At 60.5% G+C, this 24334-nt stretch carries 22 protein-coding genes; all 22 read right to left on the minus strand.

The window, feature by feature from the left end:
- Positions 1–24: 24 nt before the first annotated feature.
- Entirely contained in the window at positions 25–993 is a 969-nt protein-coding gene (gene fliM, locus AB4N80_RS26260; RefSeq protein ID WP_122569006.1) for a flagellar motor switch protein FliM, read from the minus strand.
- A gap of 9 nt (positions 994–1002) precedes the next feature.
- The gene (gene fliL / locus AB4N80_RS26265; RefSeq protein WP_060738644.1) at positions 1003–1506 is read right to left on the minus strand and encodes a flagellar basal body-associated protein FliL; all 504 of its coding nucleotides are present in this window, start codon (positions 1504–1506) and stop codon (positions 1003–1005) included.
- A 231-nt stretch (positions 1507–1737) separates the two neighbouring features.
- A complete protein-coding gene (locus tag AB4N80_RS26270) occupies positions 1738–3108 on the minus strand; it encodes a flagellar hook-length control protein FliK (RefSeq protein ID WP_122569007.1) in 1371 nt (456 codons plus the stop codon).
- Positions 3109–3195: 87 nt separating this feature from the next.
- Positions 3196–3540, minus strand: coding sequence for an Hpt domain-containing protein (locus AB4N80_RS26275; protein ID WP_003199096.1), 345 nt, complete (start codon positions 3538–3540; stop codon positions 3196–3198).
- A gap of 31 nt (positions 3541–3571) precedes the next feature.
- On the minus strand, positions 3572–5278 hold the full coding sequence (locus AB4N80_RS26280) for an ATP-binding SpoIIE family protein phosphatase (protein ID WP_122569008.1): 1707 nt from the start codon (positions 5276–5278) through the stop codon (positions 3572–3574).
- Between the two features lie 5 nt (positions 5279–5283).
- On the minus strand, positions 5284–5589 hold the full coding sequence (locus AB4N80_RS26285) for an STAS domain-containing protein (protein WP_058543552.1): 306 nt from the start codon (positions 5587–5589) through the stop codon (positions 5284–5286).
- Positions 5590–5691: 102 nt separating this feature from the next.
- Positions 5692–6141: a flagellar export protein FliJ gene (gene fliJ / locus AB4N80_RS26290; RefSeq protein ID WP_053182982.1), complete on the minus strand. Its 450-nt coding sequence runs from the start codon at positions 6139–6141 to the stop codon at positions 5692–5694.
- A gap of 6 nt (positions 6142–6147) precedes the next feature.
- Positions 6148–7506 (minus strand): flagellar protein export ATPase FliI, encoded by a 1359-nt coding sequence (gene fliI, locus AB4N80_RS26295; protein WP_003199089.1) that lies wholly within the window; start codon positions 7504–7506, stop codon positions 6148–6150.
- Positions 7496–8356, minus strand: coding sequence for a flagellar assembly protein FliH (fliH, locus tag AB4N80_RS26300; protein ID WP_122569009.1), 861 nt, complete (start codon positions 8354–8356; stop codon positions 7496–7498). The genes fliI and fliH overlap by 11 nt, the downstream gene beginning before the upstream one ends.
- A 7-nt stretch (positions 8357–8363) precedes the next feature.
- Positions 8364–9383 carry a flagellar motor switch protein FliG gene (gene fliG / locus AB4N80_RS26305; RefSeq protein ID WP_003199086.1) on the minus strand — a complete coding sequence of 340 codons (1020 nt, stop codon included), beginning with the start codon at positions 9381–9383 and terminating at the stop codon, positions 8364–8366.
- Positions 9376–11160 carry a flagellar basal-body MS-ring/collar protein FliF gene (fliF, locus tag AB4N80_RS26310; protein ID WP_122569010.1) on the minus strand — a complete coding sequence of 595 codons (1785 nt, stop codon included), beginning with the start codon at positions 11158–11160 and terminating at the stop codon, positions 9376–9378. The genes fliG and fliF overlap by 8 nt, the downstream gene beginning before the upstream one ends.
- A gap of 15 nt (positions 11161–11175) precedes the next feature.
- Positions 11176–11502 carry a flagellar hook-basal body complex protein FliE gene (gene fliE / locus AB4N80_RS26315; RefSeq protein ID WP_460079623.1) on the minus strand — a complete coding sequence of 109 codons (327 nt, stop codon included), beginning with the start codon at positions 11500–11502 and terminating at the stop codon, positions 11176–11178.
- Between the two features lie 225 nt (positions 11503–11727).
- Positions 11728–13122, minus strand: a complete 1395-nt coding sequence (gene fleR / locus AB4N80_RS26320) for a sigma-54-dependent response regulator transcription factor FleR (RefSeq protein ID WP_122569011.1) — start codon at positions 13120–13122, stop codon at positions 11728–11730.
- Between the two features lie 5 nt (positions 13123–13127).
- Positions 13128–14336 carry a sensor histidine kinase gene (locus AB4N80_RS26325; protein WP_122569012.1) on the minus strand — a complete coding sequence of 403 codons (1209 nt, stop codon included), beginning with the start codon at positions 14334–14336 and terminating at the stop codon, positions 13128–13130.
- A 110-nt stretch (positions 14337–14446) separates the two neighbouring features.
- Entirely contained in the window at positions 14447–15922 is a 1476-nt protein-coding gene (locus tag AB4N80_RS26330) for a sigma-54 dependent transcriptional regulator (RefSeq protein ID WP_003199076.1), read from the minus strand.
- 168 nt (positions 15923–16090) lie between these two features.
- Positions 16091–16387 (minus strand): hypothetical protein, encoded by a 297-nt coding sequence (locus AB4N80_RS26335; protein WP_014337157.1) that lies wholly within the window; start codon positions 16385–16387, stop codon positions 16091–16093.
- 11 nt (positions 16388–16398) lie between these two features.
- Entirely contained in the window at positions 16399–16794 is a 396-nt protein-coding gene (gene fliS, locus AB4N80_RS26340; RefSeq protein ID WP_122569014.1) for a flagellar export chaperone FliS, read from the minus strand.
- A gap of 132 nt (positions 16795–16926) precedes the next feature.
- Positions 16927–18357 carry a flagellar filament capping protein FliD gene (gene fliD, locus AB4N80_RS26345; RefSeq protein WP_122569015.1) on the minus strand — a complete coding sequence of 477 codons (1431 nt, stop codon included), beginning with the start codon at positions 18355–18357 and terminating at the stop codon, positions 16927–16929.
- Positions 18358–18439: 82 nt separating this feature from the next.
- Entirely contained in the window at positions 18440–18805 is a 366-nt protein-coding gene (locus AB4N80_RS26350; protein ID WP_122569016.1) for a flagellar protein FlaG, read from the minus strand.
- Between the two features lie 72 nt (positions 18806–18877).
- Entirely contained in the window at positions 18878–19726 is an 849-nt protein-coding gene (locus AB4N80_RS26355; RefSeq protein WP_122569017.1) for a flagellin domain-containing protein, read from the minus strand.
- Positions 19727–20004: 278 nt separating this feature from the next.
- Positions 20005–20931 carry a ketoacyl-ACP synthase III gene (locus tag AB4N80_RS26360; protein ID WP_163006878.1) on the minus strand — a complete coding sequence of 309 codons (927 nt, stop codon included), beginning with the start codon at positions 20929–20931 and terminating at the stop codon, positions 20005–20007.
- 478 nt (positions 20932–21409) lie between these two features.
- A complete protein-coding gene (locus AB4N80_RS26365) occupies positions 21410–24316 on the minus strand; it encodes a TIGR00180 family glycosyltransferase (protein ID WP_122569018.1) in 2907 nt (968 codons plus the stop codon).
- Positions 24317–24334: the final 18 nt, after the last annotated feature.

A 24334-nucleotide genomic window follows, 5' to 3' on the forward strand; every position in this document is an offset into this window, starting at 1 on the left:
ACAAACTTAAGAAGTTGACACCGCTCAGCGGCGTTCGATCGGCTCGATCACCTGCAACGCCAGGTTGCCTTTGTGAGAGCCCATCTTGACCTTGAAGGCCGGCACGCCATTGGCGCGCATGATCATGTCGTCGGGCATCTCCACCGGAATGATGTCCCCCGGCTGCATGTGCAGGATGTCCCGCAGACGCAGTTGACGCCGGGCGACCGTCGCGCCGATCGGCACGTCGACGTCGAGGACGTCCTGGCGCAACGCGTTGATCCAGCGCTCATCCTGGTCGTCGAGGTCCGACTGGAAACCGGCGTCGAGCATTTCGCGCACCGGCTCGATCATCGAATACGGCATGGTCACGTGCAGGTCGCCGCCACCACCATCGAGTTCGATGTGGAAGGTCGAGACCACGATGGCTTCGCTCGGCCCGACGATGTTGGCCATGGCCGGGTTCACTTCCGAGTTGATGTACTCGAAGTTCACTTCCATGATCGCCTGCCAGGCTTCCTTCAAATCGATGAAGGCCTGTTCCAGCACCATGCGCACCACTCGCAGCTCGGTCGGGGTGAATTCACGACCCTCGATCTTGGCGTGACGACCGTCGCCACCGAAAAAGTTGTCCACCAGCTTGAACACCAGCTTGGCGTCGAGGATGAACAACGCGGTGCCGCGCAACGGCTTGATCTTCACCAGGTTGAGGCTGGTGGGCACGTACAACGAATGCACGTACTCGCCGAACTTCATCACCTGCACGCCACCGACGGCGACGTCGGCCGAGCGGCGCAGCATGTTGAACATGCTGATGCGGGTGTACCGGGCGAAACGCTCGTTGATCATTTCCAGGGTCGGCATGCGTCCGCGAACGATGCGATCCTGGCTGGTCAGGTCGTAGCTTTTGACGCTGCCCGGTTCAGCAACGTTTTCGGTCTGTACCAGACCGTCGTCGACACCATGCAACAGCGCGTCGATTTCATCCTGGGACAGCAGGTCCTGCACGGCCATGTCGTGTTCCTACTGCAATACGAAGTTAGTGAAGAGCAACTGTTCGATCACCACTTTGCCGAGCTCTTTCTGAGCCACTTCCTGCACGCTGGCCGTGGCTTTCTGGCGCAGCATTTCCTGGCCGACGGGCGTGGCCAGGGTGTCGAAACTCTGTCCGGAAAACAGCATCACCAGGTTATTGCGGATCAGCGGCATGTGCACCCGCAGCGCTTCCAGGTCAGCCTGGTTGCGCCCTTGCAACGTAATGCTGACCTGCATGTAGCGTTGACGACCGTTCACGGTGTAGTTGGCCACGAAGGCCGGGGCCATCGGTTCGAAAATCGCCGGTTGCTTGCCCACCGGCGCAGCCTCGACCGCCACTGCCGGCTTGCTCTGAGCGCTGTGCATGAAATACCAGGTCGCCCCCACGGACACGCCGATCGCCAGGAGCAAACCCACCACGATCATGATGATCAGCTTGAGTTTGCCTTTGGTTGCAGGGTCTTTTACAGCTGCTGCTTCGCTCTTCGCCATGCCAATAATCCGTCACTAATCGGGGTTTTCACTGTTGCACGGCAAGGCTGGAGCAAGTGTTATGCCAGAAGTGTCGGTACTCAGGATGGCGGGCACATGCGATCTTCAGTTCCCATAAAACCAATATGGGAGCGAGCTTGCTCGCGATAGCGGTGGCTCAGTCCCTGCGAGGGTGACTGATAGTCCGCTATCGCGAGCAAGCTCGCTCCCACAGGGGAGAACGTCGCTGGATCAGGCGTAGTAGTCAACCGCGCTGGTGCCAATGACGCTGGTCGTGGTGGCGGCCACGTCAGCGATGCTGGCCGGGCCAGCGTCATCCGCTGCATCCGCTCGTCCGCCAGATGCCGTGGTACGCCCGGCCCGGGCCTGTTGCTGGGCTTGCTGCTCCTGGTTCTGCGAACCCCGGGATTGATCCGACACGCTGACGTCGACCTGGCCCATGCCCTGCTGGGTAAAACTCTCCCGCAAGCGATGCAATTGGCCTTCGAGGGCTTCGCGAACGCCGGAGTGGGCGCTCATGAACGTGACCTGGGTCTGCTGGTCCGGAACCATGTTCACCCGGATATCCAGGCGCCCGAGTTCGGCGGGTTGCAACTGAATGTCAGCCGCCTTGAGATTGACGCTGGACAGGTACATCACCCGGTTGACCACCTCTTCGGTCCAACCGCTCTGATTCATCGCGATAGGTTGGTTGACCGGCACCGCGTTGGCGGTTTTAGGTGTAGCGGCCTGAGTCAGCGCGGCCAGGCGGTTGGCGAAATCATCCACGCGGGTGTCGCTGGACGCGGCGCCCAGGTCCTTGAGGCCCTCGCTGATCAAGCCGCCGAAGGCCTTGTCGCCGCCCTGGCTGCCGGACTCGGTACTGTTCTGATCGGCTTGCACGCTGAGCATGCTCGCCATGCCGGCGGCAAAGGTCTGCGCCGACGTCGGCTCACCGTCGAGGGACGCTGGGGCAGCGCTCTTGGGTTGCGCCTGGCTGGTCGCGGAAACATGGCCGCCCTGCTCCATCGCCAAGCGCAAGGCGGGCAACGCGTCGAGTGGGTCGGCTTGTGGGTCGAAGGCTGGATCGATTACCGGGACCGCTGGCTGGGCCGGCGCGGCCAATGGGACAGCCGGCGCCGCGACTGCCGTAGCGACCTGGGCCTCTGTCGTGACCGCCAAGGGAGCAGGCTCCGCCGGGGCTGTCGCGACGGGCACCGTCATCTCCGGCAGCAAGCCTGGGTCCAGGCTCGGATCGACCGGAACCGCATCCGCCACCGGTGTTTCAGCCGAGTCGGCGCTGGCATCGCTGGCGGCCTTGTCGTCGCTGCTGGCCGGTTTGTTCGCGGGCAAGGGTTTGCCGCTATCGGCAACCGTCGGCTCCGGGGCGGCAGGGGTTTCGTTGCCGGTGTCTTTTTTGACGGTATTACCGGCGGCTTTGTCGCGTGCCGATTTAACCGTAGGCTCCGGGGCCGCCGCTTGGGCAGGCGCCTGCTTGGCGAAGACTTGGGCGAAGCTGGAGGCTCTACCCCCGAGGTCCGGGGCCGCTGCCGGTGAATTGACGGCGGCCTGGGGCTTGGCCTGGACAGAGGCCTGCAGCAGTGAATTAGGGGTAACGGGCATAAAAAGATCTCCGCTGCACTGAAATCATAGGTACAGTCGAGACTAGGCGATGCAAGGCACGGGCCAACGTTGTCCGGCCGTCAAATTTCAGCAGTGGAAACCTTCACGCTCTTCCCGGCAAAGCTTGCGGACATGGGCGAATTCACTGTCGATTTCGTTGACCAGCTTTTCGATACCGCCCAATGACGGCTGCTTGGCACGTTGTTCCAGTTCGCCGCACAACTCGGCCAGGCGGATGGCGCCCATGTTGCTGCTGCTGCCCTTGAAGCTGTGGGCGGTGGCGCTCAATTTTTCAGCGTCCCGTGCTTCATGCAGCACGCGCAGGCGAGCCTCTGAGTCGTTGAGAAACGTATCCAGCAACTCCAGATACCCCTCCTCCATGACTTCCTTCAACGTGCTGAGCACGTCGCGGTCCAGATGAATCTCGTTCACTTGTTCGCTCCCTGATCAAGAATGGCCCCAATTATGCCAGAGCCTCCCAGAAAAACTCCACGCGCGCACTACGACCATCGTCTGACCAACTGGCCTGGTGACTCAACTGGCGTACCAGGCTCACGCCGCGCCCCGACAACCGATCACTGTCCACCGGTCGCGCCAGCACCCGGGCGACATCGAACCCCTCGCCACTGTCTTCGACCTCGATGGCCAGGCGACCGCCCTCGCCGTTTGGCGTAACGTGCAAGTGCACCCGCACGTAACCGTCGCTCAGTTCATCCAGGCGCGTATTGCGCTCCCTATAGTAGCGGGCAAAACCCGTCGCATCACGCTTGAGGCTCGAGTCGAGCCCCAGCACCCCGTGATCCAGGGCATTGGAATAGAGCTCCGACATGACACTATAAAGGGCGCCACTCTGCGCCCTGAGCCCATGCACCTCAAGCAGCAACTGCAACAGATAGGGCATCGGGTTGAAGCGCTTGAGCGTCTGCGCCCGGAACTCGAAGCTCACCGACCAGTCCAGCGGACTGGACTGCCCGCTATCGGAATAGACCGGTGGAGGCGGATTGAGTTGCGTCGGTGCGACCAGTCGCAACTCAACCATGCTGAAGTCATCCCGCGACTCACCGCCAAAGTCTCGCAGGGCCTGCTGGATGTCCTCAAAAAGACAGTCAGGTTCACGGTTGGCCGAAAATACCTGTTGCAACCGCTCCACGCCAAACGGTTGATCATCGCGATCACTGGTTTCTATTACGCCATCGGACAACAGAAACACCCGGTCCCCCAGGGACATCGGATGCACTTCGGTACGGTCATCGAACAAGTGCGGCGTGAGCACGCCCAACGGCAGGTGCCGCGCCGGTAATGGCGTACGTTCGCCGCTGAGGCTGTCATGCAGGTAACCATCGGGCATGCCGCCATTCCAGATCTCCACCGTGCAACGCTGGAAACTGAGGCACAACAGCGTCGCACAACAAAACATATCCACCGGCAGGATGCGCTTGAGCTTGGCGTTCATCTCCCGAAGGATCTGCGCCAGGCCGTAGCCTTTGGCCGTCATGCCATAAAACACCTCCGCCAGCGGCATCGCGCCGACCGCCGCCGGCAAACCGTGCCCGGTGAAGTCCCCCAGCAGGACGTGCATGTCGCCGGCCGGGTTGAACGCGGCCAGCAGCAAGTCGCCGTTGAACAAGGCATAGGGCGATTGCAGGTAGCGGATGTTTGGCGCACTCAGGCAGCCGGAGTGGGCGATCTTGTCGAACACGGCCTTGGCGACCCGTTGTTCGTTGAGTAGATAGTCATGGTGCCGGGCGATCTGATCACGCTGCTCCACTACCGTGGCCTGCAACCGGCGCAAGCGGTCCATGGCCTTGATCTTGGCTGCCAGGATTACCTGGTTATAGGGCTTGGCCAGAAAGTCGTCGCCGCCCGCTTCCAGGCAACGCGCCAGGGCTTCGCTCTCAGTCAGCGAAGTGAGGAAAATGATCGGGACCAATTGATCCCCAGCCAGCTGCTTGATTCGCTGCGCGGCTTCGAAGCCGTCCATCACCGGCATCATCGCGTCCATCAGCACCAGATGCGGACGCTGTTCCAGATAGGCCTCGACCGCCTCTGCACCATCAGCCGCCGTGAGCACATGGTGACCCTGGCGGCGGACAATGGTCGACAACAGCAGTCGATCAGCGGCACTGTCTTCGGCAATCAGGACCGTCAGTGGCTCCGACGACGATTGCATGGCGATCAACTGATGTCGAACAGCTTGTCGAAATTGGAGATCGCAAGGATTTTCTTGACGTCGGAGCTGCTGTTGACGACCCGGATGTCCGACGCGTCGCCACCGGCATGATCGCGCAACAGCAGGAGCATGCCCAAGGCGGAACTGTCGAGATAAGTGGCTTCTTTCAAATCCACCACGATGGAGTCAGGTTTCTTGTTGAGCCGCTCATAGGACTCACGAAACTCCTGATGCCGCCCGAAATCGAATCGACCTTTGATCGAAATCGTCAGCTTATGCCCATCGGGGGATACTTCGGTAACGACTGACATGATCGGCTTCCTTGTCATGGACATACGTGTACAAGGTGTAGCATCTGGTAAAGGTCTGAGCAAGGTTTTGCATCGCTCATCCGACAAAATCCTCGTTTCGCATCAATAGGGATTCTGCCGCGGCAGGCGCTGGGACAACTCATCGAGCAGTTTCTGTTCGCGCTTGTCTTCCAACTGCCGCGCCTCGTCGATATAACGCTGCACCAGTTTGCGCAACCCTTCGACTCGGGCGAACGCTTCTTGCCAGCTCTGGCGAGCCTTCTCCAGATTGTTCTGGTGCCAGACAAGGCTTTGGCGCTGCTGGTCGATGGCGGTGCCCAGTTGTGCCAGGAACCCTTGGTAACCCAGCAACCATTGCCCGGATACCCCGTGGCTGCCGCGGGCAATCCACTGCTCCTGGTATTCAAGTCGAAAGTTTTCAAGGTCCGCCAGCTTGCTCTCGGCAACGGCCACTTGCCCCTGAAAATACGCCAGTCGCTGGACGGCGGTCTTCTCGGCCTTTTCCGCCATGTCCACCACAGGGGCCAGGCGCGCCGCACGACTCGTGGCCATGGCCGGTTACGTGCCTGAGACCGGAGCGAAAATAGTCTGCAGGTGCGCTTCGCTGGCGCCCATGCCGATGTTGTCGTTCAGGCTCTGGCGCAGGTAAACGGCCATGGCCGGGTAAAGGCTGATAGCGGTGTCGGTCTCGCGGTCACCGCCGGGCACATAGGCACCGACGCTGATCAGGTCACGGCTTTGCTGGTAGCGCGACCAGTACTGTTTGAACTGCTGGGCCCGCTTCATGTGTTCAGCACTGATCACCGACGGCATGACCCGGCTGATGGACGCCTCGATGTCGATGGCCGGGTAATGCCCTTCTTCAGCCAGGCGCCTGGACAGCACGATGTGGCCGTCGAGTACCCCCCGGGCCGAGTCGGCGATAGGGTCTTGCTGGTCATCGCCTTCGGACAGCACGGTATAGAACGCGGTGATCGAACCGCCGCCCTTTTCCGCATTGCCGGCGCGCTCGACCAGTTTCGGCAGCTTGGCGAAGACCGAAGGCGGATAACCCTTGGTGGCCGGCGGTTCGCCGATGGCCAGGGCGATTTCCCGCTGGGCCTGGGCGAAACGGGTCAGCGAGTCCATCAACAGCAGGACATTCTTGCCCTTGTCGCGGAAATACTCGGCGATGCGCGTGCAATACATGGCCGCTCGTAAACGCATCAATGGCGCATCGTCCGCCGGCGAAGCCACCACCACCGAGCGCTTGAGCCCTTCCTCGCCGAGGATGTGCTCGATAAATTCCTTCACCTCACGACCCCGTTCACCGATCAGCCCCACCACGATGATGTCGGCTTCGGTGAAGCGGGTCATCATGCCCAGCAGCACACTCTTACCCACGCCGGTACCGGCAAACAGGCCCAGGCGCTGGCCGCGACCGACCGTCAACAAACCGTTGATGCAACGGATGCCCACGTCCAGCGGCACGCTGATGGGGTCACGCTTGAGGGGGTTGATCGTCGGGCCGTCCATCGGCACCCAATCTTCGGCCTTCATGCCGCCCTTGCCGTCCAAGGCCCGTCCGGCCCCGTCCAGCACGCGCCCGAGCATGCTCATGCCCATGGGCAGGCGGCCGTTATCGGCCAGGGGAACCACGCGCGCGCCGGGGGCGATACCGGCGACGCTGCCCACCGGCATCAAGAAGACCTTGCTGCCGGAGAAGCCCATGACTTCGGCTTCGACCTGCACCGGGTGGTAGCTGTCGTCGTTGATCACCATGCAGCGACTGCCCATGGCGGCACGCAGGCCCTCGGCTTCGAGGGTCAGGCCGACCATGCGCAGCAGGCGGCCTTCCAGGATCGGTTGGCCGGCCAGCTCACTGGCCTCGGCGTAGCTGCCCAGGCGTTTGCCGAAGCTGGTTCGCTCAAGGCGCATCGCGGCTGTCCAACGCAGAAGCATCCAGTACAGAAGCGTCCAATTCAGGCACCTCCACCTCCCCATCGGCCGGCGCGGTATCAGCACCGACCAGGGGCTCGTCCGGCAACTCCAGGCTCAGGTCGGCGGCGGCCGGGTGCAGGGCCTGTTCGTGCAGTTGGTCGAACAACTTGGCCATGATCTGGCTGATACGGGTTTCAACGGTGGCATCGATGCGGCTGTGTTCGGTTTCCACACGGCAACCGCCCGGCAGCAGCGCCGCGTCCTCGACGATGCGCCAGGTTTCTTCATGGCGCTCGCGCAGGGCCTTGACCAGTTCGAAGTCCTGGGGATTGATGTACAACCGCACGTTGCCCACGCCCAACGGCAATAACTTGAGCGCTTCACGCATGACGTGTTCGATCTGGCTCGAATCGATGGCCAGTTCGCGCTGGATCACTTGTTTGGCGATGTGTTGCACCAGGCCCACCAGGGCTTTCTCGATCTGGGTGTCCTGTTCGGCGATGGGGTCGAACAGGTTGAGCATCAGCGATTCCAATGCACGGAGCTTGGCCGTCAGCGCCACATCGGCTTCCTGGCGGACTTTGAGCGTGGTGCTGTGGAAGCCTTCCTTTTCACCCACGGCAAAGCCTTCGTTATAGGCTTCCTGGCGAATGCTCTCGACTTCCTCGAGGGTCAGTGGCTGGACTTCTTCCAGCGGCACTTCCTCCATTTCCGGCAGCTCTTCCACCGGCTCCGGCTCAGGCTCGGGCACATGGGGGTCGAAGCTGGGCAGCGACCAGACGTCGAAACCTCCGACGTCTCGGCCGCGGATCAGGTCGCTGGGTGCTTCATCACTCTTGGCAGACATAACGACCTTAGATCATCTCTTCGCCGCCCTTGCCACCGAGAACGATCTCCCCGGCTTCGGCCATGCGGCGGGCGATGGTGAGGATTTCCTTCTGTGCGGTTTCCACGTCGCTGACGCGCACCGGGCCCTTGGCCTCGAGGTCGTCGCGCAACAGTTCGGCCGCCCGTTTGGACATGTTCTTGAAGATCTTTTCCTTGACGCCTTCGTCCGAGCCCTTGAGGGCCAGTACCAGCACGTCGGACGACACTTCGCGCAACAGGGCCTGGATACCACGATCGTCGACATCGGACAGGTTGTTGAACACGAACATGAGGTCTTCGATCTGACCGGACAGGTCTTCGTCGAATTCGCGGATCGAGTCCATCAACTGACCTTCGATCGAACTGTCGAGGAAGTTCATGATGTCCGCCGCGCGCTTGATGCCACCCAGGGTGGTGCGCGAGGCATTGGAGTTGCCCGAGAACTGCTTCTCGAGAATCTGGTTCAATTCTTTCAGGGCCGCCGGCTGCACGGTGTTGAGCGAAGACACGCGCAGGATGATGTCCAGGCGCACCTTGTGGTCGAAGTTACCCAGCACTTCGCCGGCTTGGTCCGGGTCGAGGTAAGCCACGACGATCGCCTGGATCTGCGGGTGCTCGTAACGGATCACGTCGGCAACGGCCCGTGGCTCCATCCACTTGAGGCTGTCCAGGCCGCTGGTATTGCCGCCCAGCAGGATCCGGTCGATGAGACCGTTGGCCTTGTCCTCGCCCAGGGCCTGGGTGAGCATCTTGCGCACGTAGTCGTCGGAACCGACGCCCAGGCTGGTCTGATCGCCGACGATGTCGACGAACTCGCTCATCACCTGCTCGACTTGCTCACGGTGCACGTTGCCCATTTGTGCCATGGCCACGCCCACGCGCTGGACCTCCTTGGGCCCCATGTGGCGCAGCACTTGGGCGGCGTCGGTCGAACCCAGGGACAGCAGCAGGATCGCGGCTTTGTCGACCCGCGACAATTTGGCAACAGCGGCTCGATTATCACTCATCTGCGTTAATCCACTCTTTCACGACCTGGGCCACACGACCCGGGTCTTCTGCCACCAGACTCTTGATGGCGTTCAACTGAGCGTCATAGCCTTCGCTCGGGCTTGGCAGCAGAATGCTCTGCGGCCCGCCGAGGCTGACGCGATCGTTGGCCAATTCGCCATCCAGGCCGCCCATGCCGCCCAGCTCGACATCACCGAAACCTGCCAACTGCTTGTTCTTGCCGCCACCGGTGATGTTGTTGAGCACCGGACGCAGCACGCCAAACACCAGTACCAGGATAAACAGCACACCCAGTACTTGCTTGACCACATCCCAGAACCAGGGTTGCGAATAAAACGGAATATCAGCGACCACTTCACCGCGCTCCAGGGAGAACGGCACGTTGATCACGCTGACGCTGTCGCCGCGGCTGGCGTCGAAACCGACGGCGTCCTGCACCAGGCGAGTGAAGCGCGCCAATTCGTCGGCGCTCCATGGCGCTCGGCTGGTTTCGCCGTTGGCCGGGTTGACCTTGACCTGATCGTCCACCACCACCGCGACCGACAGGCGATTCAAACGGCCCTGCTGTTGCTTGGTGTGGCTGATGGAACGGTCGAGCTCGAAGTTCTTGGTCGACTGCTGACGCTTGTCGGCCGGGTACGGCGCCAACATCGGCTGGCCAGTGGCCGGGTCCATGATCTGCTGGCCGTTGGCATCAATCAGCGGCTGGCCTGGCTGCACCATGCCGGCGGCTGCCGTGGCGCCACCGGTGGTTTGCGGTGCGCTGGCCGGCGAAGGCGGCTGGTTGCTCAGGGCTCCCGGTACGCCTTGGGGACCATTGCTGGCGGTACGCTGCTCAGTCACCGACTGTTCGCTGCGCAGCGCCGGTTGGTCCGGGTTGAACTGCTCGGAAGTGGACTCGACAGCGCTGAAGTCGACATCGGCCGAGACTTCGGCTTTATAGCGATCGTTACCCAGGATCGGTTGCAGGATGTTGTGCACCCGCTGGGTCAGCATGCCTTCCATGCGACGGCTGTAATCGAACTGCTTGCCGGCCATGGTCAGTGCGGAGTTTTCCGCCTGGTCGGACAGCAGGTTGCCTTTCTGGTCGACCACGGTGATCTGCGACTTGCTCAGCTCGGGCACGCTGGTCGCCACCAGATTGACGATGGCCACGACCTGGCCTGGCTCCAGGGAGCGGCCCGAATACAGCTCGACCAATACCGAAGCGCTGGGCTTGCGCTCATCGCGCACGAACACCGAACTTTTCGGAATCGCCAGGTGCACACGGGCGCCCTTGACGTTGTTCAGGCTGGAAATGGTCCGCGCCAGCTCACCTTCCAGGCCGCGACGATAACGGGTCGCTTCCATGAACTGGCTGGTGCCCAGGCCCTGGTCCTTGTCGAGGATCTCGAAACCGATATTGCCATCGGTGGGCGTCACGCCGGCGGCGGCGAGCTTGAGGCGCGCACGAGCGACGTCATCGGCCTTGACCAGCAAGGCGCCGGAATTGGGTTCGACGGTGTAAGGAATGTCGGCGGAAGCCAGGGTCTCCATGACTTGCTTGGCGTCCATGCCAGCCAGGCTGCCGTACAACGGACGGTAGTCTGGCTGCTGGGACCACAGCACCACGGCAAAACCAATCGCCACGCTGGCAGCCAGACCGACCAACAGGCCGACCTGACGCAGCATGGTCATCTCGGAGAGATTTTCCAGGAAGGACAGGCCGAACAACGGCGGTTTGCCGTCTACCGGAGTGGCCTTGGCTGGAACGTTATCAACGGCTGCTTCTGCCATGACTCAATAATTTCCTTAAACCGGCATCTGCATGATGTCTTGGTAGGCTTGAACCAGCTTGTTGCGAACCTGGGTCAACGCCTGAAACGAGACACTGGCTTTCTGCGAGGAGATCATTACATCCGTCAGGTCGACGCCACTTTTGCCAATCTCGAAAGCACTGGCCAACTGGTTAGACGCCTGCTGGGTATCGTTCACTTTATTGACGGCCTGACCGAACATGTCGGAAAAGCTGCTGCCACCCACCTGGGGGACCGCGACCGATTTAGGCTGGGCCATGGCGTCCATTTGCATGGCCCGCATGTCCAACATCAACCGATTAAATTCAATACCTTGGCTCATGGTCTACTCTCTCTGGCGGCCCGCATTTTTTTGACACTTACTCAGCGGGTATTCAGGTATTAGCAACAAGGGTGCCAGCTCCATGGCGACAGAAAACAATTGCGCGCACCAACCCATCATGTGGGAGCGAGCTTGCTCGCGATGACTCAGTCACATCCGACATCAATGCGACTGATCGACCGCTATCGCGAGCAAGCTCGCTCCCACAGGGGTTTTGGTGCTGCTTCAACTGGCGAACAGATAGGCCTCGACATCCATGCCAGCGTCGCGCATTTGCGCCAACTTGTAGCGCAGGGTGCGCGGGCTGATCCCCAGGCGTTCGGCCGCCTCCTTGCGACGACCGCGTTCGGCGCGCAGGGTGTCGATGATCATCTGGAACTCGCGGCGCCGCAGGTCATCGCCCAAGGCGCCGGCCGACTCGCCCTCGACGTCCGTCGGCAGTGCGGGGGTTGCGGTCGGTGCCGGTGCCAACGCGGGCAATGGCGCGCAGGCCACCGGGCCGGCCAGGCAGAAATCCTCCGGCTGGATCAAGCCGCCCTGCTGCAGGATCAAGGCCCGCTGAATGGCGTTGTCCAGTTCTCGGACATTGCCCGGCCACGGGTAGGCAACCAGACAGGCCCGGGCCTCGGCTGAAAGCCGGGCCGCCGCGTGCTTCATTTTATTGACGTGTTTGTTCAGCAGGCGTTCGGCCAGCGGCAGGATATCGGCGGTGCGCTCTCGCAACGGACGCCAGGCCAGCGGGAATACCGACAGACGGTAATAGAGGTCTTCACGGAAACGCCCCGCCGCCACCTCGCCGGCCAGGTCGCGGTTGGTGGTCGCCACCACGCGAATGTCCAGGCTGATGGGCTTGCGCGCACCGACCCGCTCCACTTCCCGCTCCTGCAATACCCGCAACAGCTTGGCCTGCAGGCCCAAAGGCATTTCGGAAATTTCATCGAGCAGGATCGTGCCACCGTCGGCCTGCTCGAACTTGCCGGCCTGGGCCGCGATGGCGCCGGTGAACGAACCCTTTTCGTGGCCGAACAGTGTCGCCTCGAGCATGTTGTCGGGAATCGCCGCGCAATTGATGGCAATGAACGGCTCCCCGGCACGCCGGGATTGTTGATGGATGTAGCGGGCCAGCACTTCCTTGCCCGTTCCGGACTCGCCGGAAATCAACACAGTTGAATCACTGCGAGCAACCCGTGCGGCCAATTCCAGCAGTTGCGCACTAGCCGGCTCGATAGCCACCGGGCCTTCGCCCTCGACCGCGAGACTGCCCAAGGCATGACGCGCGACCAGGTCCAGCAGTGCTTTGGGCTCGAACGGCTTGACCAGGTAATCCGCAGCGCCCTGGCGCATGGCGTCCACCGCTCGCTCGACGGCGCCGTGGGCGGTCATCAGCAAGACCGGCAGTTGCGGCTGGCGGGCACGCAACAGGCCGAGCAATTGATGGCCGTCCATGCCCGGCATGTTGACGTCACTGACCACCAGGTTGAACGCTTCCCGGCCCACCGCCACCAGCGCTTCTTCCGCCGAACCGACGGCGACGTAATCGTGCCCGGCCAACACCAGCGTATCGGCCAGCGCCTCGCGCAGGGCCCGATCATCCTCAACCAGCAACACCTTGATCGCCATTACTTTCACTCCACCCCTGGCGCGCTGGAAAACAACGGCAAGCACACCGTTGCGCAGGTGCCACGGCCCAGCCGCGAGCGCAATTGCAATTCTCCCTGGTGGGCACGGGCCACGGCCTTGACCACGGTCAGGCCCAGGCCCGTGCCGGTGGTCTTGGTGGTAAAGAACGGCTCGCCCAGGCGCGCCAGCACGGCCGGTTCGATACCGCTGCCGTTGTCGCTGACCGACAGGCGCAAGGTGTTGTTGCGTGTGTACAAGTGCACTTTCAGCCGGACGTCGCCGCCGCTGGCCTGGATCGCGTTTTCGATGAGGTTCAACACCGCGCCCACCAAGGTGTCGCGGTTGCACAACACTTCACCGACGTGGCTGTCGCACTGCCAGCGGATCGGCAATTCCTGCACATGGGTCAACGCCGCGGCCTGCAGCGATTGCAGCAAGGCCTTGGGGCTGACACGGTCGGTCAACGGCAGCTCGCCGCGCGCGAACACCAGCATGTCGCGCACCTGGTGCTCCAGTTCGTGCAGGCGCTCTTTCAAGCGTCCGGCGAAACGTTGCTGGGTTTCCATCGGCAATTGCTGCTCGGTCAGATGACTGGCATAGAGGAGCGCGGCGGAAAGCGGCGTGCGAATCTGGTGGGCCAGCGAGGCCACCATCCGCCCCAGGGAAGACAGGCGCTCGTGGCGAGCCAACTGGTCTTGCAGGTGACGGGTTTCAGTCAAGTCATTGAGCAGTACCAACTGCCCAGGCTCGGCATCCAGCGAGCGTGTCGAGATGGACAGGCGCCGACCGTCCTTGAGGGACACTTCATGGCCGTCGTCTTCCCGGGGCGCAAAGCAGCGGGCGATGACGTGCCGCCACAGCTCGCCCTCCAAGGGCAGGCCGAGCAACTCGCAGGCCGCCGGGTTGGCTTCGCGCACACGGCCGTGGGCGTCGATGACGATTACGCCACCGGGCAACAGGTCGAGAAGATTTTGCAGGCGATTAGCCAGGCGTTCCTTTTCCGCCAGCTCCTGCATACGCTGGGCGCTGACCACGGCCAACTCGCCCTTGAGTTCGGTGACCCGGGCTTCGAGCAGGCTGTAGGAATCAGTCAGTTGGCTGGACATCTGGCTGAACAGCGAAAATGCCTGCTCAAGTCCAAGCCGGCTTGCCTGTTCGGCGGACGGCAGGTGTCCCGCTTCGGGGACAGGAGACATCTGGGCGGCTTGGGTCATCGTGCTCTCTCGCTTGGCTGACCGTCAGTTAAACGGAACGTTGCGAGGGCTATAGCAATACCCGTGCCGAAAAAAAACCGCCTGAAAATCAGGCGGTTGGAAAACAGGCGTCAATCATCCGCCTGTTCATCTCCTTCGCGACGGCTCATGCCGTACTTGCGCATCTTCTCCACCAGGGTGGTACGACGGATGCGCAGGCGCTCTGCCGCGCGGGCCACGATGCCATTGGCATCGTCCAAGGCCTGCTGGATCAGCCCTTGTTCCAGGCCTCCCAGATAATCCTTGAGGTCCAGGCCTTCAGGCGGCAACAAGGCATTGGCAGTGAAGTCCGGCGTGTGGCCGTTGATTGCCACCCGCTCCTCCAGGTCGCTGCGCAGGCTGTCGACCATTTGCTCGTCTTCGTCGTCGACGTAGCGGAATTTCTTCGGCAGCTCGTTAACGCCGATCACGCCGTACGGGTGCATGATCGCCATGCGCTCCACCAGGTTGGCCAGCTCCCGGACGTTGCCCGGCCAGCCATGGCGGCACAGGGACATGATCGCCGCCGAGTTGAAGCGGATCGAACCGCGCTTTTCGTGCTCCATGCGCGAGATCAGCTCGTTCATCAGCAGCGGGATGTCTTCGACACGCTCACGCAGTGGCGCCATTTCGATCGGGAAAACATTGAGGCGGTAATAGAGGTCTTCGCGGAAACTGCCGACCTCGATCATGCTCTCGAGATTCTTGTGCGTGGCGGCAATGATGCGCACATCGACGCTTTGGGTCTTGTTGCTGCCCACGCGCTCGAAGGTGCGCTCCTGCAGGACCCGCAACAGCTTGACCTGCATCGGCAGCGGCATGTCGCCGATCTCGTCGAGAAACAGCGTACCGCCGTTGGCCAGCTCGAAACGCCCGGCGCGGCTGGTGATCGCGCCGGTGAAGGCGCCCTTCTCATGGCCAAACAGTTCGCTTTCCAGCAACTCGGCCGGGATCGCGCCGCAGTTGACCGGCACGAACGGCGCTTCGCGGCGCTTGGAGTGGTAATGCAGGTTGCGCGCGACCACTTCCTTGCCGGTGCCTGACTCGCCCAGGATCAGCACGCTGGCGTCGGTATCGGCGACCTGCTGCATCATCTGGCGCACGTGCTGGATCGCCCGGCTGGTGCCGACGAGACTGCGGAACAGGTTGGGCTCGCGGTGCCTGCCGCGCTCGCGGGCCTGATCGTACATCTCGCGATAAACCTGCGCGCGGTGCAGCGAATCGAGCAGCTTGCTGTAGCTGGGCGGCATTTCGAGCGTGGAAAGTACTCGGCGGCGCTGGTCTTCAGGCAAGTCAAGGGAAGAATTTTCGCCCATTAACAAAACCGGAAGGAACTCATCCCAGGTTGAGAGTGTCTTTAGCAAGCCCAAAAGCGTTGCGGGAGCATTTACGGTCCCGATAAGGACACAGATGACTTCACGACTGGACGACAATGAGCCGACAGCCTGCTGCCAATCATGGCTTCCGCAGGGTAAATTTTCTTCGCCAAGAAAATTCAGGATCACCGCCAGGTCGCGGCGGCGGACGCTATCGTCATCGATCAGGAGAATTTTGGTTTCACGCCACATGCAATAGCAACTTCCCTAGTCAACCCAATGCCCGAAATAGGGGGCAAGCTAGACGCTTGCAGACTTGTCATGCCTGTAGACGCCTTAAATCTGTAAACAGCTACTAGTTAAGTCAAAAAACCGTGCACAGTCAAATTTATGGCGCAACGGGCTCGGATTAACTGAGCATTAACCGAACAGATGGTAAACCTTTGCAGCGTTCTGTGCTTGATGGATCTGTTGCATCTCGTCGACGATCGCCTGTCGCTCTCCTGTCGCCGCCTCCAGCAATTGCCGATACACCCCCAGCAACTCCTCAAGATTAATCCGCAACGCCGCCTCGTCCACCTGAGACTCGCTCAGCACGTCTTCCATGCAGGAACGGCAAGCCAGATCCAACTGACCGATCGCCTCCCAGTTTCGCTCGGCCAGGGCATCAACCAAGGCATCACGGGTTTGTTCGATTCGCTGCAGGACAAGACTCATGAGAGCACTCCTTAAAATTGCGGACCAGGCACGGCAATGGCATCCCAGCCTTCCTTGACCGTGCGAAGCAGATCGGCGACTTCGTCGAGGATCTTCGGATCGGCCTTGACGTTGGCTTCGGCCAGACGTTTCATCATGTAAGCGTAGAGAGCATCCAATTCAGCGACCGACTCGGCCTGGTTTTCCAGGTCCAGGCCTTCACGCAAACCACCGACGATGCCGATGGCCTTGCTGATCAGAATGCCTCTGTTTGCAATATCCTTGCGCTCCAGCGCGCCCTTGGCCTGGGCGATACGGTCCAGCCCGCCTTCCATGAGCATCTGCACAAGACGATGGGGACTGGCTTCGGAGGTTTGCGCCTGGGCGCCAATCTTCTGGTATTGGCGAAGGGCCAACATCGGATTCATGTTCTACCTCATCAAAAAATCTTCGGTTCGTATAAACAGCGTATCGACGCCGCGTCAAAAAACTTTAGGTCGGAAAGCCGAAAGCCCGGAACGTTGTCAAAACGTTGCCGGGCTTTTTTTCGTCAGTCGAAATCAGCTGTTTTTCTGTTGTGCCGCCATCGCCTCGAACATCGAGGTGATGTTGCTCGCGGTGGCCTTCAGCTTGCCGACCAGAGTGTCCATGTCGTTGTACTTTTTGGTCAGCACGGCGGTCAGGGTCACGACCCGACGATCCAGAGCCTCCTGATCGTTCTTCAGGCGGGTCTGGGTCCTGGTCAGCGCCGTGTTCCGCTGATCGAGGATACCACCCGTCTGGCTGAAGGGTTCGATCGCCTTGCCCATGCGCTCCAGCAGGCCGTTGGTACCCGTGAACAACGTCTGGACTTCACCGCTGAGCTTTTTATCGTTCATCGCTGCGGTGAATTTGACGCTATCAAAGTTCAACGCCCCCGTTTTCTGATCGGTGGTAACACCCAACTGGGCCAGCGACGTCAGCGCGTCGCCAGCGCCGGTTTCAGACAAGGGCGTTCGAATCGTCGCCAGCAGCGAGCGAGGCAACGCGTCACCGGTCAATTTTGCCGGCACCGTCAGCTTCCCATCAGCGTCGAGCGACGGCTTGGTCAGTGCGGTAATGCTATTGGCGACCGCGTTATAGGCATCGACGAATTTCTGGATCGAGGCTTTCAAGCCATCATTGTTCGGCGCCACGGTAACGGTTGAAGTGCCCCCGTCTGCTACTCCGAGCAAATTCAACGTCAATCCGGAAATCGCCGTGCTGACCGTATTGCTCTTGCTGGTCAGCAGCATGCCATCGACGGTGAAGCTGGCATCTTTGGCCAGGGCACCGATGGCGCCCGCCGAAGAAGCCGTCAACGCAGCCCCCTCGGCCCCCACGATGTTCGTCCCATCGATCTCAAGCCCCGCAATACCACTCACCGAAATATCGGAGCCTGCGCCGGTCGTGGTCGAACCCAGCACCAGGCGCGAACCGAAGGAGTCGGTGATGATGTTCGCACTGACACCGGCAGCCTTGAGCGAAGAGTCGGCGTTGATCGCGTCGCGAACCGATTGCAAGGTGGAGCCATCCGGCACATTGAGGTTGTAGTTGTTACCCCCCTGCGAGATGGTCATCGTACCCGTGGGAATGGCACTGGTCGTACCACCAGCGAAGGCCGCCGAAGTGACTTTGGACGCAGTGGCCAGGTTGGTGACTTTGATCGCGTACGTGCCATTCACCGCCGAGTTGCTGGCGGTAGCCGTGAGAACGCCGGGAGCTGAAGATGTCGCAGCAAAACCCGAGAATTGCGGGGTCGTTGTGCTGGACAAGTCCTTCATGGCGGTATTGAAAGCTGCCAGCAACGACTTCAGGGTTCCCACCCCGGAGATACTGTTGGTAGTCGTCGTCGTCGCTCGGGTGATCTGACCTTGCTTGGCGGCCTTGTCGGAATCGACCAGCGCCTTGACGATAGCGCCAGTATCAAGGCCGGAGCCTAAACCCAAGCCAGGTAGAATTGGACTTGCCATGTGGGACTCCCTTCAGTGTGTCGCCGGCCTTTTGACCTTTACTACGCCAAAAAGAACATAACAACAAAATTCGTGCCGGTTGTCAGGCTTCGGCGCTGAACAACAAGCTGTTTGCATCATTCAAACTGTTGGCCAGTTTCAGGACTTCTTCATTCGGGATCTGGCGAATCACTTCACCGGAACCACTGGCAATCACTTTGACTACTACTTTGCCTGAAGGCTCATCAATAGAGAACTCCAGGTTGCGTTTGACCGACTGGACGAACTTCTCGATTTCCTGAACGGCCTTCTTGAGTTTGTCCTGCTCGGCGGCAGCGTCTTTAGGCGCTTCCTTGACCGGGGTCACGGTAGCAACCTCGGCTCGAGGCTTCTCCACGGGCTTGTCGACCACGGTAGGTGCCGGCTTCGCCGCTGGATAAGACAAGTTCAGCTTCACGCTCATATCCATGTCCATCACCTCTTGAACGGAAAAAGCGAGAGAGCACGCAAGCGCACTCCCCCGCTAAAACTCATCCGGCTATTACTGAAGCAGCTTCAGTACAGCGGATGGCAGTTGGTTGGCCTGGGCCAGAACCGAAGTAGACGCTTGCTGCAGAGTCTGCTGCTTGGTCAGTTGTGCAGTTTCAGCAGCGAAGTCGGTATCTTGTACGCGACCCAGTGCAGCACTGGCGTTTTCGTTGATGTTCTGCAGGTTGGAGATGGTGCTGGCGAAACGGTTTTGTGCAGCACCGAGGTCGGCACGGGCACTGTTGATGGTGTCGATCGCGCTGGTGATTGCGTCCATGGCGGCCGAGAAGTTGGTTTCAGCAACAGCGCTGTCGGAACCAACGATAGTGATTGCCGAGTCAACACCCAGGCTTGCAGCGTCGAAGCTGGCGCTCAAAGTCAGAGAGATCTGGTTGTCAGCACCGGTGTTCGAACCGACCTGGAAGGTCATGGTGCTGGCGGTACCGTCGAGCAGGTTCTTGCCGTTCAGGTTGGTGCTGTTGGCGATACGGGTCAGTTCGTCGCTCATCTGCGAGAACTCTTTGTTCAGAGCGACACGGTCATCTGCGCTGTTGCTGTCGTTACGGGCCTGGATGGCCAGTTCACGCATACGTTGCAGAATGTTGGTCTGCTCCTGCATCGCGCCTTCAGCGGTCTGCGCCATGGAGATACCGTCGTTGGCGTTCTTGATCGCCATGGTCTGACCGCGGATTTGCGAGGTCATACGAGTAGCGATCTGCAGGCCGGCGGCGTCGTCTTTGGCGCTGTTGATTTTCAGGCCGGAAGACAGGCGGGTCATCGAAGTAGAGAGAGCGTCGGAAGCACGGTTGAGGTTCTTCTGAACGTTCAGCGAAGTGGTGTTGGTGTTTACTGTTAAAGCCATGACGAATTCCTCGTTGGTTGGGTACTGCGGCTTCCGGCCCTTGGCAACCGCCGGGGTGTGGCCTAGAGAACCTTCGTAATAGTTATCGTCGGATTAGGAACTTGCTTGAGGGCTTTTTTCAAATTATTTGCTAGCAGACTGCCACCCCTTGCAAAACAAGGGTTTAGCCGCGAACCAAAGCCCGAAAAATGGCGTCAAGAAACCGCAGGATAACGTCGCAGGCAAAAAAATAGCGCCACAGGCCAGCCTGAAGCGCTATTGGGAAGAACGTGATTCGATCAGTCGCGATACAAAATCGCCGAGCCCCACGACAGACCCACACCAAAACCGCTGATCGCCACGCGCTTCCAGTCAGCATCCAGGACGTGCTTTTCCAGCAGCAGCGGAATGCTCGACGACACGGTATTGCCGGTCTCGACCATGTCCTTGATGAATTTCTCAGGCTCACCCTCGAAACGCCGCGCCACGGCATCGACAATCGCCGCGCTGCCCTGGTGGATGCAGAATGCGTCGATGTCACTGGCTTGCAATGAGGATTCATTCAGCAGTTCATGCAAATGAGCCGGTACTTTCAGCAAGGCAAAGTTGAACACCTGGCGACCGTTCATGAAAAACACACCGTCGCTGACCTTCAGATGTGGCGCGCCGGAACCATCGGTGCCGAACTTGGCCTTGCCCAACTGCCAGCTGGCGCCCTCGGCCATCCACGTGGCGGTGGCGGCATCGCCAAACAACATGGTGGTGTTGCGGTCTTCAGGGTCGACGATCTTCGAATACGGGTCGGCGGTCACCAGAAGCCCGTTCTTCAACCCTGCGGCCTCCATGAAGCCTTTAAGGGCATAAATGCCGTAAACGTAGCCCGAGCAGCCCAGCGATATATCGAACGCCGCCACATGGGTCGGCAACCCGAGTTTGTCCTGCACGATGGCGGCGGTATGCGGCAGCCCTTCTTCATCACCGTTCTGGGTGACAACGATCAGCGCGTCGATGGATTCGCGCGAAAGCTGCGGGTTGTTGGCGAACAATGCATTCACTGCTTCGACACACAGGTCCGAAGTTTCCTGGTCAGCGTCTTTGCGCGGCAGGAACGCCGAACCAATCTTGCCAAGGATGAATTCTTCATCCTTCTCGAATTTGGCACCCTGAGCGTAGTTATCCACACCAGCGGTCGGCACATAACTCGCTATGCTTTTTATGCCAATCATCATGGCTTCCCGATCATGTACTGCGACTAGGTTCACCCCCAAAAGCTCAGGGGCGCTTCAAAAATGGTTGATTTCCAAGGGCGGACGCCTTGTCAGGCGAACGGACGGGCCTCCACTCCGGGGAATACAATACAGTGAAGATGCACTTTATGACCTATGCGTCACGCCGTTTTGTCTTGGAGGGGCATTTTTTCATGACAAACGAAGCCGTGTCATTTCCCGAGACGGCATTGGAGACGGGCTAGGAATATTCAGGATGGCAGTGCAATTCGGCACGAGCACCGGCAGGTTTTACCTGCCATACCCGGTGGAAGCCGCAGAAGGCGCAATGCCGTTCACTTAAGGCCAGCGTGGTTCATTGTGGCGAGGGAGCTTGCTCCCGCTTGACCGGACTGGCTCTAATGCAAAGCGCTCACAATAGGGGCTGCTGCGCAGCCCGACGGGAGCAAGCTCCCTCGCCACGGTCTCATCTGCGGGGTTATACAGCAGGTTCGTTCAGCAACTCGGTCCAGGGTACGTTGCGCACCGGCCCCAGGGTGAAACCGGCGCCTTGCAACGCCAGGTTCCCGTTGTAGAAGCGATCCTGGGCGAACGCCCCGGCCCACTTCCCCCGTAGCGCCGTAAGCGCCTCTGGCGTACTGGCCAGCTCGCCGGACTGAATCACCTGCACATGCGGCGTCCATACCGTCAGGTACCCGGCCTGGCCGACCCTGAGGCAAAGGTCCACGTCACCCAAGGCATCGTCGAACAAATCGCTGTCTATGCCGTCAGCAGCGTTGAACAACTGCTTGGAAATCATCAAGCAGGCAAAAGACACCGCCGAGCAATTCTGCTCGACGACCAGCCGGTTCATGTAGCCCCTGGCGGTCTTCGGCTCGCCGATGAAGGGCGAGCCGACTTCATCCTTCAAGCCCAGGATCAGACCAGCCTGGGTGATACGTCCATCGCGCTCGACTAGCTTGGCGCCGACCACACCGACTTCCGGACGCAAGGCTTGATTGAGCAACGACTCGATCCAGTTGACGTTGACCACTTCACTGTCGCCCGCCAGGGTAACCAGATACTCGCCCTTGGCCTCCTGGCTGGCAGCGTTGATCCAGGAGCCCGTCGCGACGCCCGGCTCGATATCCAACAACCGAACGCGACTGGCCTGGTGCCCCTGGCCGTCGAGCCAGGTGCGCAGTACGGAATGGTTTGCAGCCTCGGTGGGAACCAGCACTTCGTAGCGCTGATATCGGGTGCGCTGCAGTACGCTGAGCAGGCAACGTTGTAGCGTCGTCAGATCGCCAATGCCATGGACGATGATCGACACCAGGGGGCGCTCGGCGAAGCGGTAGTCGATTTTGTGCGTACCTGGCACGAGCGCGCTCACGTCAGCTTGATAACCACGAACCGCCAGGTGACGCAGCAAGGTCTTGCGCTCATCGGCATTGTCTTGCACCGGCGGCGCCTGGCACGTCAGCAGAGGCTCATCCAGGTGGGCAAGCCCCTGCAGACCGTCCTGCTCGATCAAACGCAACAGCAGGTCGAACTCCAACGCATGCTTGAACTCGCGCGAATAACCGCCGAGCCTTACCAACGTCTCGCGGCGTACTAGCCAATGACGGGCCATCAAGGCCGGGGCGCTTTGCAGCAAGTCAAGGTTGAACCCTGGCCGGAAGACATCGGCCAGCGTCCCGTCGGGCTGGCGCTGGAACTCGTCCATTGCCACGGCCTGGCATTGTGGCGCGGCCAGCAACTCCACACCCGCACGGAACAAACCGCTTGGCGTCAATTCATCACCGGCCTCGGCCATGACCATCCAATCGCAATCGCTCTGGCTGACAACCTGATTGATTTTGTCGACGTAATTGCTTTCGTTGACTTTGACGAAATGCAGGACGCTCTGCGGTGTGGTCTCGGCCGGCAAGTCGCCGGTGGTGAACACAACAATCTTGAACGCCCGGCAATAGCCATTGATCACGCTGTCGAAGGTTGCCTGCATCTTGAAGATATCGGCGTCCAGATCCAGGATCAAAATGCCAAACGTCGGGCCACCGTTGCGAGCAGTCAAGTATTTGGACACTTTCAGGGCTTCACTGGCGCTCGGTTCACGCGCCTCAAGCCAGCGCAGCAATTGACCGGAGCGCGTGGCGTCGAACAACCTCGCGGTATTCTCAAACGCGGCCGCCTTGAGCCGTAGGTCCCAGGCCTGGAGCATTTGCACGTAGCGCTTGTCACCCTTGGCCTGCATCACCTCGAGCAGTTGCTTCACCAGGTCCTGGTTGAAGGCATAGCTCAGGAAAGCCCGCGCCAGCTGTTCATCAAGCGGCTCGGCGCTGGTGTTGCGCTGGGGGCGAGACAGCTCCTTCTGCTTGAGCATGACAGCTTCTAGTTCCTTCAACTGCACCTGCCCGCTTGGCGCCGCGTGCAGCAGGAATTCCAGCGAAGTGAGCACGTCGAAAAAAGCCTGGTTGTAAAAGGGCAACTCAACGTATTGCGTCGGCTCGAAACGTCGAACCGGTTCGCCACGCCGCGAATCCCAGGTCGACTCGAACAGTTTTCCAGCCTGCGGCACCGAACGTTCGACCAGCTTCTTGAGTATGGCCCGGACATGTTCCCGTGACGAAGCATCCGTGCCAAAGGCGCCGGCCAACAACGTGCCCATGCGCTCCTGTTCAGCGACTGCTCGCAAGTCCTCGGTACCAGGCGCCATGCCAACCGGGCTCCGTGGCTTCGCCACGCGGCTGCGCTCGTGTACACCATAAGGAATGTTCAGCAAGCGGACCTTTGCATCCGTCACCAACCCAAAGCAATGGCCGGCCTCCTGCAACCGCGACTCAAAACCGGCAGGTAACGAAGCGTAACTGCGCCGCAGGGTTTCAGTGCGCGTGAGGGCACTGACCAATGACGGGCAATCCTCGGCAAACACGGCCAGCCGTGCTTCGGCCGATAAGCCGGAATAATCTTCACAACCCTTGCGGTCGAACAAGTAATAGTCGACACGGTCGGCATGGGCCTCGAACGCCAGGTTGTAGCCTTGGCAGGCACCGTATTCGGCGTGTGCTTCGAGGAAACTCAACGCTTGTTCGAGCGCTTGGGGCAGCAGGAAACTCTCGGCATCGGCAACCGCCAGGTAAGGCGTGGCGACTCGCTCAACGGCTTGGCGAACCTTGTCGCCGAAACCAACAGCCGTGGGCGCATGCAGGTATTGGACACCCGGGAACGCTGCCGAGATATCAGCGTCGATCTGGCTCGATGAGTCGATCACCAGCACGGCAAATGCATTTTCGCGGTAGTGGCGCAACGCCCGCCGCAGGGCCGTCGACTGGTCGTGGGCGAGCAGCACCAGTGTAAACCGTTCACTCAACGGCGCAGTCGATCCTGTTGGGACATTGCTTTGCATATTCATTCCTTAACAAGT

This window comes from Pseudomonas sp. H3_A02, from assembly GCF_054671965.1.

Bases quoted from the DNA above. Each gene is read 5' to 3' on its own strand.
- fliG (WP_003199086.1), bottom strand. From the start codon at position 9,383: ATGAGTGATAATCGAGCCGCTGTTGCCAAATTGTCGCGGGTCGACAAA.
- AB4N80_RS26285 (WP_058543552.1), bottom strand. From the start codon at position 5,589: ATGTCAGTCGTTACCGAAGTATCCCCCGATGGGCATAAGCTGACGATT.
- fliL (WP_060738644.1), bottom strand. From the start codon at position 1,506: ATGGCGAAGAGCGAAGCAGCAGCTGTAAAAGACCCTGCAACCAAAGGC.
- AB4N80_RS26350 (WP_122569016.1), bottom strand. From the start codon at position 18,805: ATGGATATGAGCGTGAAGCTGAACTTGTCTTATCCAGCGGCGAAGCCG.
- AB4N80_RS26365 (WP_122569018.1), bottom strand. From the start codon at position 24,316: ATGCAAAGCAATGTCCCAACAGGATCGACTGCGCCGTTGAGTGAACGG.
- AB4N80_RS26360 (WP_163006878.1), bottom strand. From the start codon at position 20,931: ATGATTGGCATAAAAAGCATAGCGAGTTATGTGCCGACCGCTGGTGTG.
- AB4N80_RS26355 (WP_122569017.1), bottom strand. From the start codon at position 19,726: ATGGCTTTAACAGTAAACACCAACACCACTTCGCTGAACGTTCAGAAG.
- fliE (WP_460079623.1), bottom strand. From the start codon at position 11,502: ATGAGCCAAGGTATTGAATTTAATCGGTTGATGTTGGACATGCGGGCC.
- fliD (WP_122569015.1), bottom strand. From the start codon at position 18,357: ATGGCAAGTCCAATTCTACCTGGCTTGGGTTTAGGCTCCGGCCTTGAT.
- fliF (WP_122569010.1), bottom strand. From the start codon at position 11,160: ATGGCAGAAGCAGCCGTTGATAACGTTCCAGCCAAGGCCACTCCGGTA.
- fliI (WP_003199089.1), bottom strand. From the start codon at position 7,506: ATGCGCCTTGAGCGAACCAGCTTCGGCAAACGCCTGGGCAGCTACGCC.
- fleR (WP_122569011.1), bottom strand. From the start codon at position 13,122: ATGGCGATCAAGGTGTTGCTGGTTGAGGATGATCGGGCCCTGCGCGAG.
- AB4N80_RS26330 (WP_003199076.1), bottom strand. From the start codon at position 15,922: ATGTGGCGTGAAACCAAAATTCTCCTGATCGATGACGATAGCGTCCGC.
- fliS (WP_122569014.1), bottom strand. From the start codon at position 16,794: ATGAATCCGATGTTGGCCCTTCGCCAATACCAGAAGATTGGCGCCCAG.
- AB4N80_RS26280 (WP_122569008.1), bottom strand. From the start codon at position 5,278: ATGCAATCGTCGTCGGAGCCACTGACGGTCCTGATTGCCGAAGACAGT.
- fliM (WP_122569006.1), bottom strand. From the start codon at position 993: ATGGCCGTGCAGGACCTGCTGTCCCAGGATGAAATCGACGCGCTGTTG.
- AB4N80_RS26325 (WP_122569012.1), bottom strand. From the start codon at position 14,336: ATGACCCAAGCCGCCCAGATGTCTCCTGTCCCCGAAGCGGGACACCTG.
- AB4N80_RS26335 (WP_014337157.1), bottom strand. From the start codon at position 16,387: ATGAGTCTTGTCCTGCAGCGAATCGAACAAACCCGTGATGCCTTGGTT.
- fliJ (WP_053182982.1), bottom strand. From the start codon at position 6,141: ATGGCCACGAGTCGTGCGGCGCGCCTGGCCCCTGTGGTGGACATGGCG.
- AB4N80_RS26270 (WP_122569007.1), bottom strand. From the start codon at position 3,108: ATGCCCGTTACCCCTAATTCACTGCTGCAGGCCTCTGTCCAGGCCAAG.
- fliH (WP_122569009.1), bottom strand. From the start codon at position 8,356: ATGTCTGCCAAGAGTGATGAAGCACCCAGCGACCTGATCCGCGGCCGA.